The organism is Shimia thalassica (assembly GCF_001458215.1).
Lineage (GTDB): Bacteria > Pseudomonadota > Alphaproteobacteria > Rhodobacterales > Rhodobacteraceae > Shimia > Shimia thalassica.
Genome location: NZ_CYTW01000001.1, coordinates 1,584,019 through 1,596,046, shown reverse-complemented (window position 1 = coordinate 1,596,046; position 12,028 = coordinate 1,584,019). Strand labels below are relative to the sequence as shown.

The following is a 12,028-nucleotide window of genomic DNA, read 5'->3' as shown; positions in this document are numbered from 1 at the left end:
TAGACGAGTCTCATTTACACTTTTTCAGCAATTGACCTAATCCAGTAGGCCAGATCAATCAAGTTCGACGCCGCGTTTAAGATCGAGTTTACGTCGATCTCGCTTAGTTGGACGCCCCTTTCCCTCATATCTCGGAGAGTAGGGAACTTTGTCTTTGACTTCGCTCAAATCGGCGTACAGCGTTTGCGCGATCGTGGCGGGTCCACGGTGATCTGCGAAGCCTTCAACCCGGATCACCCGAATATCCCGGGCTTGAGGAAAGGTGAGCACGTCGCCCACAACAACCCCATGGCTGGCTTTGGCGACCTTGCCCGAATTGACACGGACATGCCCCCCACTCACCACCTTGGCGGCCAGCGTGCGGGTCTTGAAGAACCGCGCGTGCCACAACCATTTATCAAGGCGTTGTTTGGGAGAAGCTTCGCTCAAAAAGACACCCGGGTGCTTCCGGGCCAGCACAGCCAGCCCGGAGATAAAACCTAGCCTTTGTCCTTCAGGCCCATAAGCGCAGCGGCAAACGGGTTGTCGGGATCAATGGCTTTTTCTTTTTTCGGTGGACGTGCCTGGAACTGCTTGGGTCCTGCGTCACGACGCGGGCCTTTGCCCTTTGGCTTGCCGCCTTTGCCGCGTGGCTTGTCACCCTGATCGCGACGACCGCCGCCCTGCGGCTGGCCTCCGCGTTCGCGGCGTGGGCCACGATTTCCTTGGCGATTGCCGGCCCAGGTGAAGGTGTAAAACACTTCAATCTCGGGTGCAGCCTCGGCCTCGGGTTCCGCAGCGGGGAGTTCAACCGCTTCTGCTTCAACGGTTTTTTCCGCCGCATCATCAGCAACAGCAGCCGCATCTTCGCTGGCTTCGGCTGCGTCCGCGTCGGCAACAGGTGCAACAGCGGCCTGTTTTACCTTGGCGCGTTCGCCTTTTTCGGCCTTGTAGCCCAACCCCTGCATCAGATCAGCAAACTGTTCCAGCGTCATGCCCGTGATCGACAGCATATCGGCCTTGGCTTCAAAGCCTCCGCGGCTGTCTTCGACGCGCAGCATATCCGCCAGACGTTCCAGCATATCGATCCGGATTGCCCGTTCGCCCGCCGCCCGATAGCCGGACATGGCGTGATACCCTTGTGGCAGGGATTGCCCTGCAGGCACGGTCACCAATCCGGGAGGCGGCGCTTCGGGGAATTCCTGAAGGCCGTTTGCCAAGGACCATAGCACAAGACGCAAACGCGTTGGTGCGGGCTTCAGCAGCAAAGGCATGAAGATCGTGAACTGACCAAAGCGAATGCCATGCTTTCGCAGGGCACCACGTGCGTCCTGATCCAGATCCTTGACTTCTTGCGCCACGTCTCCGCGCGGCAAGACGCCCATGTTCTCGACCATCCGGAACGCAAAACCGCGGGCCAGCCCGTTCAGTTCTTCATCGCGGTCGAGGTTCAACAGTGGTTCAAACAGCGCGGCGACCTTGCGGTCGATAAAGTGTTGCAAACGGCGTTGTACCTTTTGCGTGACTTCGGCACCGGCTTCGTCATCCACAAACACTTCGACACTCGGCTTGAGCGCATCAGCGCCAGCAACCAATTTACCAACCGCAAATTCGCCCCACATCAGGCCGCCTTGCTCGGTAAAGTCGATCTCGGTATCCGGCGCATTATAGAACCGGTCCGCCCGCAGATGGAATTGCGGTGCCAATGCCTGAAGGCTGGCTTGCTTAAGTGTTTTGGCTTCCTGTCCGGTTGCCGCTTTGTCCGCAATAAAACGGAACCCCTCGAGCCGACCGACGAATTCACCTTCGACGGTCACCTCACCATTTTCATTCACTTCGGCCAAAAGGGCCTCCTTCTGTTTGAGCCGGCGCAACAATACGGACGTGCGCCGGTCCACAAATTTCTCTGTCAGCTTTGCATGTAACGCATCTGACAAGCGATCTTCTACAGCGCGGGTCTCTCCACGCCAATGGTTTTCGTCATTTACCCAGCCGTTTCGCTGCGCGACATATGTCCACGTGCGAATATAAGCCAGTCGTTTGGACAATGTGTCAATATCACCCGCGATCCGGTCGATCCTTTTGACCTGTCTGGCCATCCAATCATCCGGCACCTGCCCTTTTTCATGCAGATAGCCAAAAATGCCTTCAATGAGGCTGGCATGCTCGGCGTGGCTGATTCCCCGAAAATCTGGAATGCGGCAGACATCCCACAGCAAACGGACAGATTGGGCATCGCTGGCACGCGCCCGCGCCTCTGCCGATTGCTGCATGGTTTTCAGTGCCATCAGATCATCGGCTTCGCGTGCCTTGACCAACAGCTCATCCTTTGGCGGAACTTCCAAAGACCGGATCAACGCGTCCAGCGTGCCGAATTCCAGCCGCGCGTTGCGCCAGTTCAATTTGCGGATCGGCGTAAAGCGATGCTCCATGATGGCTTCTGCCACCTCATCGGCCAAAGGACGGGCTTCGCCAGTGACCCCGAAAGTGCCGTGGCTCATGCCGCGTCCCGCCCTGCCCGCTATCTGGGCCAGCTCATTAGGGGCAAGGGCCCGCATCCGGCGCCCGTCAAATTTGACGGTCGAGGAAAACGCTACGTGGTCGATATCAAGGTTCAGCCCCATGCCGATGGCATCTGTGGCCACCAGATAATCGACATCCCCGTTCTGATAGAGCTCGACCTGCGCATTTCGCGTGCGCGGGCTGAGCGCGCCCATCACAACGGCCGCGCCGCCCTTTTGACGGCGCAACAGCTCTGCGATGGCATAGACGTTATCAACCGAAAACCCGACCAGCGCCGAGCGTGGCTGCATCCGGCTTATCTTGCGGCTTCCGGAATAGGACAGGGTCGACATGCGTTCGCGGCGCATGAAGCCTGCTTCGGGCACCAACGCCGAAATCGTGCTGCGCATCGTGTCACTGCCAAGAAACAGCGTTTCATGTGTGCCCCGCGCCCTGAGCAACCGGTCCGTAAAGACATGCCCCCGCTCGGGATCGGCACAAAGCTGGATTTCATCGATTGCCAGAAAATCACAGCCCATGCCCTCCGGCATCGCTTCGACCGTGCAGACCCAATACTGTGTTCGGGGGGGCACGATACGCTCTTCCCCGGTGACAAGCGCGACAACAGACGGGCCACGTACCGCGACGATACGGTCATACACTTCACGCGCCAGCAAGCGCAGTGGCAATCCAATGATTCCAGTGCGATAGCCCAGCATGCGTTCAATCGCATAGTGGGTCTTCCCCGTATTGGTCGGCCCAAGGACCGCCGTAATCCGCCCCGGTAAGGACATGTCAGTCGTCCGTTGCTTAGAGTTCTTGCCCGATCGCTTGAGGCTCGAGTCGCTTCAAAGCCTCTGTTACGTCGGGGTGGGCGGGATGTATAGCCTTGACCTGTCGGTAGGCTTCATATGCGTCTTTTGGGCGATCAATCATCTCAAACAGAGTGGCCAGACCGATCATGGCTTCAAAGTGTTGCGGATTGAGGCGCAGGGCCTGTTCGAGGTCATGAATCGCGGGCCCAAGCAGCCCGGCGTGGAAATAGGCCCCTGCCCGAATAACCCAACCTTCGCTAAAGTCAGGCGCGTGGTCCACCAAAGCCGTAAGATGTTCGATCGCTTCGCTGACTTCTCCGCGTTCCAGTGCTTCTCGGCCTCTTTTTAGCAAAAAGTCCGCACTGGCCGACCCGGATTTATTCCATTCAAGCTGAATTTCATCGGCGATCCGCGCCGCGTCAGCAGGGTCCGCGTCCTTGAGTTGAAGCATAAGAGCATCAATATCTGCAGCATTCGCAACTAACGGTTGCAAATATGCGGTTGCCACGATGCCTGCCGCAACGATAGGTTTGAGAAAACTATTCAAGATGCCCATAACAACAATGATATTAGCGCGCGCATTTCAAATTACCAGATGCGCCTGAACTGGAGGAACTCACTAATGAGCGATATCGTAAACGCAGCCGTGACTGCGCTGACAGAAAAACTTGGCGGCGACAGCTTTGATGGCTCGGCCAAATTCGTCATCGAAGGTGAAGGCGCAATCGTCATCGACGCCGAAGGTGTCCGCGCAAGCGACGACGAAACAGATGTCACCATGACAGCAGACGCAGAAACCTTTCAGTCGATCCTTGAAGGGGAAACCAACCCGACAGCCGCCTTCATGTCTGGCAAGCTGGCCGTGGATGGCGACATGGGCCAAGCCATGAAGCTGGGCGGAGTTCTGTCTTAATGGAAATGCACCCTGCCCCGTTTCATTCTGATGTGGCTGACGGACCGGACACCGGAGTCGCCCATTGGCTCACGACATCGGACGGGGTGCGAATCCGTATGGCCCATTGGCGTGCGGCCAATGAAAAGGGAACAGTTCTTATGTTCCCCGGCCGCACGGAATACATCGAAAAATATGGTCGCGCCGCCGGTGAATTCGGCGAACGCGGGTATGCAATGCTGGCAATTGACTGGCGTGGACAAGGGCTTGCGGATCGGCTGATCGATGATCGCGCTGCGGGCTATGTCGAAGAATTTTCCGACTATCAAAAAGACATTGCCGCCGTCCTTGAAGCGGCCGAGAAACTTGAGCTGCCAAAGCCCTATTTCGTGATCGGCCATTCGATGGGGGGATGCATCGGGCTGCGCGCCGTGATGTCCGGCCTGCCGGTCAACGCCGCCGTCTTTAGCGCGCCTATGTGGGGCATTTTGATGTCGTCCCTGATGCGTCCCGCTGCATGGGCCATGTCGTGGGGCAGCAAGAAAACGGGCATCGGACACAAGCTCGCCCCCGGAACAAAATCCAAAACCTATGTTCTGGCAGAGCCGTTTGACGGCAATACCCTGACACGCGACAATGAGATGTTCCGCTATATGCAGGATCAGGTGACCTCTTATCCGGATCTGGCTTTGGGAGGCCCGTCAATGCACTGGCTTCATGAAGCGCTGGTCGAGATGCGGGAACTGTCGCAAATGCCTGCGCCTGATGTGCCTTGCCTGACCTTTTTGGGCGACAGCGAGCAAATCGTAGACCCGGCCCGCATCCACAAACGGATGGAAGGCTGGTCAAATGGCACTTTGGACATCGTCAAAGATGGCGAACACGAAGTCATGATGGAAGTTCCCGAAACCCGTGATCGGGTTTTCACGAACGCCGCTGCCTTCTTTGATGCGCATCTGGGCGACGGTGGTGCACAGCGCGCCTCGGCCTGAAACCAACACACCAAAACGTCACAAGCCCGAAATTCCGTCCGGATTTCGGGCTTTTCTTTTGGATTTAGTCGGCAAAGACTTCTTGGCGCTGGTGTCCCAAGCCTTCAATCTCGAGGTCCATGACATCGCCGGCCTTGAGATAAACAGGCGGCTTCATCCCCATGCCAACACCGGGCGGCGTGCCTGTGGCGATCACATCCCCGGGATGCAGTGTCATCATCTGCGACAGATAAGCGATGATATGGGCCACTGAGAACACCATCGACTGCGTGTTACCGGTTTGCATGCGTGCGCCGTTCAGGTTTAGCGACAGGTCAAGGTTCTGGGGGTCCTTCACCTCATCGGGCGTGACCAGCCATGGCCCGATCGGTCCGAACCCGTCACAGCTTTTGCCTTTGGTCCATTGCCCGCCCCGTTCGGTCTGAAAGGCCCGTTCAGACACGTCATTGGCGATGCAATACCCCGCAACATGATCCAGCGCCTCGGCTTCGCTCACGTATTTGGCGGTCTTGCCGATCACAACGCCCAGCTCGACCTCCCAATCACCTTTTTGCGATCCGCGCGGCAGGTAAACAGGATCATTGGGTCCAACAATGGCGCTGGTTGCTTTCATGAACAGAATGGGCTCTTTGGGCAGATCCATGCCCGCTTCGGCCGCATGATCCGAATAGTTCAAACCAATGCACAGAAATTTGCCGACATGCCCGACCGGCGCCCCGATCCGCGGGGATCCTTCGACCAATGGCAGCGTCGTGGGATCAACATCCGGCAACGCCCCAAGAACATCACCAGACAGGTCATCTACCACACCCGACAGATCCCGAATGCCGCCGTCGGCATCCAGAACCCCGGGCTTCTCGGAACCAATGTCACCATAACGCAAAAACTTCATTTCGATCTCCTCGCAGAACTGTTGTCCTTGATTAGAGCATCGCGAATTTGGGGGAAAGCCCAACCCTCGGGCACAACGTGGCATTGTTACTTTGCCAAATAGCCCCCCCAAGTCATGGAGAGCCCGTGTTTTCACAGAGCCACCTCTTGCACCCCGCCCCCCCCTCTGCCTATCTGTCTCTCAAGCAATCAGACAACTCAGAGGCCCTAAATGCGCGACCTGCCCTTTCCCGTTCGAGACGTCAATTCAAGCCACGGCACAGACAATCTTGGCGATCTGCCCGAGTGGGACCTGAGCGACCTGTACACAGGCGAAGATGCTCCGGAACTCGAAGCTGACCTCGCGTTCCTCGAAAAGGAATGCGCCGCCTTTGCAGCCGACTATGAAGGCAAACTGGCTGACCTTGATGCGACGGGCCTTCTGGAATGCGTCCTGCGCAACGAGAAGATCAGTCAGGTTTCAGGGCGCATCATGTCCTATGCCGGGCTGCGGTACTATCAGCTGACCACGGACGCCGAACGCGCCCAATTCATGTCGAACTGTCAGGAAGACCTGACAAACTTTACCACACCTCTGGTGTTCTTCACGCTCGAACTGAATCGTCTGGATGATGAACAACTGGCCGCGGCTTTTGCAGAAAACGCAGACTTGGCCCGCTATAAGCCGGTGTTCGACCGCATTCGTGCAATGAAGCCGCACCAGCTTTCGGACGAGCTGGAGAAATTCCTGCACGATTTGGGTGTTGTTGGCGACGCGTGGGAACGACTGTTTGATGAAACCATTGCCGGCCTGACCTTCAACATCGAAGGTCAGGAGCTCAATATCGAAGCAACGCTCAACTACCTGACAGAGCAGGATCGCAGCAAACGCGAAATGGCCTCTCGCGAGCTGGCCCGTGTTTTTCAGGAAAACATCAAGATCTTCAGCCGCGTTCACAACACGGCCGCGAAAGAAAAAGAAATTGTGGATCGCTGGCGCAATATGCCCACCGCGCAGACCGGTCGCCACCTGTCCAATGATGTCGAACCCGAAGTGGTCGAAGCCCTGCGTGACGCCGTTGTCGCGGCCTATCCCAAGCTGAGCCACCGCTATTACGAGTTGAAGCGCAAATGGCTGGGTCTGGATCGGATGCAGGTCTGGGACCGCAACGCGCCCCTGCCGATGGAAGACACCAAAACCGTTGATTGGCCCACAGCCCGCAAAATGGTGATGGATGCCTATACGGCGTTTGATCCCCGCATGGGTGAACTGGCCGAGCCTTTCTTTGACAAAGGCTGGATCGATGCGGCGGTGAAACCCGGAAAAGCCCCCGGTGCCTTTGCCCACCCGACCGTGACCAACGTGCATCCTTACGTGATGCTGAACTACCTTGGAAAACCACGCGACGTGATGACCCTCGCGCATGAGCTTGGCCATGGGGTGCATCAGGTTCTTGCGGCAGAACAGGGCGAGATGCTGTCGTCCACCCCGCTCACACTTGCCGAAACCGCGTCGGTGTTTGGTGAAATGCTCACCTTCCGCAAGATGCTGGACTCGGCCGAAACCCAAGAACAGCGCAAGATCCTGCTGGCGGGCAAAGTCGAAGACATGATCAATACGGTTGTGCGCCAGATCGCGTTCTATGACTTTGAATGCAAGTTGCACGCGGCACGTCGTGAAGGCGAGCTTACACCCGATGATATCAACACTCTGTGGATGTCGGTGCAGGCGCAAAGCCTTGGTGAAGCGTTTGACTTTATGGAAGGTTACGAAACGTTCTGGGCCTATATCCCCCACTTCGTGCACTCGCCCTTCTATGTCTACGCCTATGCGTTTGGCGACGGCCTCGTGAACGCGCTCTATGCGGTTTACGCCGAAGGCGACGAAGGATTTGAGGACAAGTATTTCGACATGTTGAAAGCGGGCGGATCAAAGCACCACAAAGAACTGTTGGCGCCGTTTGGCCTTGACGCCTCTGACCCCAAATTCTGGGACAAGGGTCTGTCGATGATTTCAGACATGATCGACGAACTGGAAGCGATGGAAGAGTGAGCCTCGGGCTCACTTTTTAACCGCTGAAACGAAAAACGCGGCCCTCAAACGGGGCCGCGTTTCTGATTTTTGACTTCGAAAGGCTTATGCCAGAGCGATGTTAACAGCCGACTCGCGACCGTCACGGCCGGGCTCGATGTCGAAAGTAACCGCTTGGTTGTCAGCCAGACCTGTCAGGCCCGAACGCTCAACTGCAGAGATGTGTACGAATACATCTTTGCTTCCACCTTCTGGTGCGATGAAGCCGAAGCCTTTAGTTGCGTTGAACCATTTTACTGTGCCATTGGCCATGTTGTCTCTCCTAGAATTTGCTGCCCGCGGAAGTGCGTCAGCCCGGCGTGGTCGGTCTGAATCGAAAGACTGAACGCCGAAGATCGGGAGACAGTTGGACGAAATAGAATAACTTTAGCCCGCCTCATATGGGCTTGGTTTCGCGAAGCTGCAAGGGCGAATTATAAAAAACGGCAGAAACCAGCCGGAAAGGTCCGAAAAACAAGAGATTTTTAGTTTCGACATCCGGATTGGCCTGCGCAACTTTGCGATGCGTAGCCAAATTCATTTCAACTGGCTGTCTTTTGATCCGCGCCGGTTGATGCCCCCGCGCGCTTTGAAGGCCGCGTCTTTGTCCTGCATGCAGTCGATGCACAGCTTCACCCCAGGAACGGCCTTGCGTCGGGCCTCGGGGATTTCCTCTTCACACTCGGCGCAGTATTTCAGGCTCTCCCCGACAGGGGCTTTCTGCGCCTTTAGCCGCGCCAGTTCATCGTTGATCGTGGCTTCGATCTGTTCACTTACCGCGCCATCGCGCGCCCATCCGCCAGCCATGTTACACTCCATCCAGCAAGGCACACAGATTGAAACGATGCTGGCGCGCTTGCAAGGGGTCGCGACGTAAGGCTTTGTCAAAAGGCCCTGCCTCGGTACTCTTTGGGAAAAACGCGAGGGAGACATATGCGTACACTCGGAAAATGGCTGGGGCGGCTGCTCTTGCTTGTGATCATTGCAATCGTCGGGTTCCTGATCTTTGCCCCTGGGTATCTGGAAAAGGGGCGCAATACGGTGGCCGAGCACGCCCCCTATGACGTCTCGCCCGAAGCGGCCGCACTGCATGCTGATATGCTTGTCGGGGACTGGCATGCGGATACGCTTTTGTGGAAGCGCGACCCGCTGGATCGGGCTGATCGCGGTCAGGTCGACCTGCCCCGCCTGATCGAGGGCAACGTCGCCCTGCAGGTGTTTACCGCCGTAACCAAATCACCCGCTGGCCAGAATTATGAAGAAAACAGTTCCGAAGCGATGGATAACATCACCCTGCTGGCGATGGGACAGCTTTGGCCGGTCGACACGTGGAGCTCGCTTTACGAGCGCGCCCGCTATCAGGCCGCGCGCCTTCACGAGGCCGAGGAAAACGCTGACGGTCGTCTGCGCATCATCCGCACCCGCGCCGAACTGGAAAGTGTTCTGGCAGATCGCGCCGCCGGAAAAACGGTTGTCGGGGGCATGCTGGGCATCGAAGGCGCCCACCCGCTGGAGGGTAATCTGGACAACCTTCAGGGGCTTCAGGATGCAGGGTATCGCGTGATTGGTCTGCAGCACTTTTTTGACAACGATCTGGGCGGGTCTTTGCACGGCATCGGGAACAAGGGTTTGACCGATTTTGGACGGTCCGTTGTTCAGGCCATTTCCGAGCGTGATCTTGTTCTTGATCTGGCCCACTCAAGCCCGCAAGTGGCACGTGATGTTCTGGCGATGACAGATATGCCCCTCATCGTGAGCCACACGGGGATCTATTCGAACTGTCAGGTGAAACGGAATTTCGAAGATGACCTGATGCAAGCCATCGCCAACACCGGAGGCGTTATCGGCATCGGCTATTGGGCGGATGTAACCTGTGATGACAGCCCCGCAGGTGTCGCCAAAACGATCAAGGTCGCCATCGATGTTGTCGGTGAAAACCACGTGTCCCTGGGGTCAGACTTTGACGGGTCGGTGGGCACCTCTTTTGACACGTCGGAACTCTCTGCGCTGACGCAGGCATTGATGGATGCCGGCCTCTCAGAAGCTCAAATCCGCAAAGTCATGGGTGAAAATCTGGTGCGCGTTCTGCGGGACCGGTTGCAGTAGACAAAAGTCTGCTCACGCCAAACAAAAAGCCCCACCTTTCGGGAAAGGCGGGGCTTTTTCGTTCCGGTCATGCGGATCAGGCAGAGGCCAACATGCCCTTTTCGGCAGCCAACGCGCGCATGCGTTTTTGCAGCTTTTCAAAGGCACGCACCTCGATCTGACGGATGCGTTCGCGGCTCACGCTGTATTGCGAGCTGAGATCTTCGAGCGTCACGGCCTTTTCAGACAGACGGCGCTGGACAAGGATGTCTTTCTCGCGATCGTTCAAAACATCCATCGCCTCGGCCAACAGTTCGCGACGCGCTTCCAACTCGTCCTTGGCTTCATAGTCCGCAGCCTGATTGGCATCTTCATCTTCCAGCCAGTCCTGCCACTCCATGGTGCCTTCACCTTCAGAGCCGACCTGCGCATTCAGCGACGCATCCCCGCCACTCAGGCGACGGTTCATCGAGATGACCTCGGTTTCTGTCACGCCCAGATCGGTTGCGATCCGTTTGACGTTCTCGGGACGCAGATCACCATCTTCCAGCGCACCAATACGGGCCTTGGCCTTGCGAAGGTTAAAGAACAGCTTTTTCTGTGCCGACGTTGTGCCCAGCTTGACCATCGACCACGACCGCAGGACATATTCCTGAATCGAGGCACGGATCCACCACATGGCATAGGTCGCGAGACGGAACCCCTTTTCGGGATCAAACCGTTTGACCGCCTGCATCAGACCGACGTTGGCTTCAGAGATGACCTCAGCCTGCGGCAAGCCGTAGCCACGATAACCCATGGCGATTTTCGCAGCGAGCCGCAGGTGGGAGGTAACCATCTTATGCGCAGCAGCCGTGTCTTCTTTCTCGACCCAGGCTTTGGCCAGCATGTATTCCTCTTCCGGTTCCAACAACGGGAACTTACGGATTTCCTGCATATAGCGGTTCAGTCCGCCTTCCGGTGTTGGGGCCGGCAAATTTGCATAGTTACTCATATCATGTCCCCCCTTATAATGTTATCAGGATTAACATTCAGATAGGTTGGCGCTAACAGGGTTTCAAGAACCCCTCGCACGATTTCTTTAAATTAGTATGAATATTGCCGCGTGGAATTTCCAGCCATGTAACAGCGCGATCACGCGCATGTGCTGTGCATTACAGCCGAACAAATATAAGCAATTGCCTTCGTTTTCACCGCTCATGTCCCTTCAATCTGCTAGGCTGGTGGCGAAACAGGTCACATGATGGAACAGACAATGTCCCCCACTATAACGCTTTGCCACGAACCACCTGACAAAGACCGCATGAATGCTCTGCTTGGCGAATACTATGACCTGATGATCCAGCGTATTGTTGACATGGGCGGCAAAGATCCAAGCGGCGATGGCGACGCAATTGAAGAGTTCTGGCAAGAGATTGACAGCTTTATGCCCCCCAAAGGCAGGCTTTATATAGCCAGCACCGAAGACGGCACTTTTGTCGGCTGTGGCTCGCTCAAAGTTATGGATCAGACACGTGGCGAATTGAAACGCCTTTTTGTGAAGCCTTCAATGCGGGGCACCGGCCTTGGGCGCGCGCTGGTGCAACTGCGGATCGACGCCGCGCGCGAGATGGGTTTGACCGAACTCTATGTCGATACGGTCAGCGCAAATGTCGAAATGCGCGGTCTTTATGCAAAACTCGGCTTCGAAGAAATCAGCGGCTATGACGGCTGCGCCACGGCAAAACTTCTGCCAGAACTGCTGCCCTATTTGACATTTTACCGGATCACACTTTAGCGGCCCAAGAATGTCTCTTGGCGATGAATAAGCCGGCGTTGATTG

12 protein-coding genes are annotated in these 12,028 nt (G+C 56.6%); 5 read left to right on the top strand and 7 right to left on the bottom strand.

What is annotated here, in order from left to right:
* Positions 1-54: 54 nt before the first annotated feature.
* From PH7735_RS07155 to PH7735_RS07145, 3 genes are read right to left on the bottom strand one after another with little or no spacing between them, the layout of a single operon-like run.
* Positions 55-429, bottom strand: coding sequence for an RNA-binding S4 domain-containing protein (locus PH7735_RS07155; protein ID WP_058311189.1), 375 nt, complete (start codon positions 427-429; stop codon positions 55-57).
* Positions 430-479: 50 nt separating this feature from the next.
* Positions 480-3,275 (bottom strand): helicase-related protein, encoded by a 2,796-nt coding sequence (locus PH7735_RS07150; protein WP_058310576.1) that lies wholly within the window; start codon positions 3,273-3,275, stop codon positions 480-482.
* Between the two features lie 16 nt (positions 3,276-3,291).
* On the bottom strand, positions 3,292-3,804 hold the full coding sequence (locus PH7735_RS07145; RefSeq protein WP_233488277.1) for a tetratricopeptide repeat protein: 513 nt from the start codon (positions 3,802-3,804) through the stop codon (positions 3,292-3,294).
* A 114-nt stretch (positions 3,805-3,918) separates the two neighbouring features.
* On the opposite strand from PH7735_RS07145, the gene PH7735_RS07140 reads away from it, so the two are divergent.
* Positions 3,919-4,209 (top strand): SCP2 sterol-binding domain-containing protein, encoded by a 291-nt coding sequence (locus PH7735_RS07140; RefSeq protein ID WP_058310575.1) that lies wholly within the window; start codon positions 3,919-3,921, stop codon positions 4,207-4,209.
* Positions 4,209-5,180: an alpha/beta hydrolase gene (locus PH7735_RS07135; RefSeq protein WP_145865278.1), complete on the top strand. Its 972-nt coding sequence runs from the start codon at positions 4,209-4,211 to the stop codon at positions 5,178-5,180. The genes PH7735_RS07140 and PH7735_RS07135 overlap by 1 nt, the downstream gene beginning before the upstream one ends.
* 64 nt (positions 5,181-5,244) lie before the next feature.
* Here the strand turns inward: PH7735_RS07135 and PH7735_RS07130 are convergent, their stop codons facing one another.
* On the bottom strand, positions 5,245-6,072 hold the full coding sequence (locus PH7735_RS07130) for a fumarylacetoacetate hydrolase family protein (protein WP_058310574.1): 828 nt from the start codon (positions 6,070-6,072) through the stop codon (positions 5,245-5,247).
* 210 nt (positions 6,073-6,282) lie between these two features.
* Here PH7735_RS07130 and PH7735_RS07125 point away from each other — a divergent pair, with 210 nt between their 5' ends.
* On the top strand, positions 6,283-8,103 hold the full coding sequence (locus PH7735_RS07125; RefSeq protein ID WP_058310573.1) for a M3 family oligoendopeptidase: 1,821 nt from the start codon (positions 6,283-6,285) through the stop codon (positions 8,101-8,103).
* Positions 8,104-8,187: 84 nt separating this feature from the next.
* Here PH7735_RS07125 and PH7735_RS07120 read toward each other — a convergent pair whose 3' ends face one another.
* Positions 8,188-8,394 carry a cold-shock protein gene (locus tag PH7735_RS07120; RefSeq protein WP_058310572.1) on the bottom strand — a complete coding sequence of 69 codons (207 nt, stop codon included), beginning with the start codon at positions 8,392-8,394 and terminating at the stop codon, positions 8,188-8,190.
* A 264-nt stretch (positions 8,395-8,658) separates the two neighbouring features.
* Positions 8,659-8,928: a DksA/TraR family C4-type zinc finger protein gene (locus PH7735_RS07115; protein WP_058310571.1), complete on the bottom strand. Its 270-nt coding sequence runs from the start codon at positions 8,926-8,928 to the stop codon at positions 8,659-8,661.
* 126 nt (positions 8,929-9,054) lie between these two features.
* On the opposite strand from PH7735_RS07115, the gene PH7735_RS07110 reads away from it, so the two are divergent.
* Positions 9,055-10,227 carry a dipeptidase gene (locus PH7735_RS07110; protein WP_058310570.1) on the top strand — a complete coding sequence of 391 codons (1,173 nt, stop codon included), beginning with the start codon at positions 9,055-9,057 and terminating at the stop codon, positions 10,225-10,227.
* A 76-nt stretch (positions 10,228-10,303) separates the two neighbouring features.
* On the opposite strand, the gene rpoH is transcribed toward PH7735_RS07110, so the two are convergent.
* Complete coding sequence (gene rpoH / locus PH7735_RS07105; protein ID WP_058310569.1) at positions 10,304-11,200, bottom strand: RNA polymerase sigma factor RpoH; 897 nt, start codon at positions 11,198-11,200, stop codon at positions 10,304-10,306.
* Between the two features lie 261 nt (positions 11,201-11,461).
* On the opposite strand from rpoH, the gene PH7735_RS07100 reads away from it, so the two are divergent.
* On the top strand, positions 11,462-11,983 hold the full coding sequence (locus tag PH7735_RS07100) for a GNAT family N-acetyltransferase (RefSeq protein WP_158503196.1): 522 nt from the start codon (positions 11,462-11,464) through the stop codon (positions 11,981-11,983).
* Positions 11,984-12,028: the final 45 nt, after the last annotated feature.

Coding starts and splice junctions, on each gene's coding strand:
- PH7735_RS07140 (WP_058310575.1), top strand. CDS start 3,919: ATGAGCGATATCGTAAACGCAGCCGTGACTGCGCTGACAGAAAAACTT.
- PH7735_RS07115 (WP_058310571.1), bottom strand. CDS start 8,928: ATGGCTGGCGGATGGGCGCGCGATGGCGCGGTAAGTGAACAGATCGAA.
- rpoH (WP_058310569.1), bottom strand. CDS start 11,200: ATGAGTAACTATGCAAATTTGCCGGCCCCAACACCGGAAGGCGGACTG.
- PH7735_RS07130 (WP_058310574.1), bottom strand. CDS start 6,072: ATGAAGTTTTTGCGTTATGGTGACATTGGTTCCGAGAAGCCCGGGGTT.
- PH7735_RS07150 (WP_058310576.1), bottom strand. CDS start 3,275: ATGTCCTTACCGGGGCGGATTACGGCGGTCCTTGGGCCGACCAATACG.
- PH7735_RS07100 (WP_158503196.1), top strand. CDS start 11,462: ATGTCCCCCACTATAACGCTTTGCCACGAACCACCTGACAAAGACCGC.
- PH7735_RS07110 (WP_058310570.1), top strand. CDS start 9,055: ATGCGTACACTCGGAAAATGGCTGGGGCGGCTGCTCTTGCTTGTGATC.
- PH7735_RS07135 (WP_145865278.1), top strand. CDS start 4,209: ATGGAAATGCACCCTGCCCCGTTTCATTCTGATGTGGCTGACGGACCG.
- PH7735_RS07120 (WP_058310572.1), bottom strand. CDS start 8,394: ATGGCCAATGGCACAGTAAAATGGTTCAACGCAACTAAAGGCTTCGGC.
- PH7735_RS07125 (WP_058310573.1), top strand. CDS start 6,283: ATGCGCGACCTGCCCTTTCCCGTTCGAGACGTCAATTCAAGCCACGGC.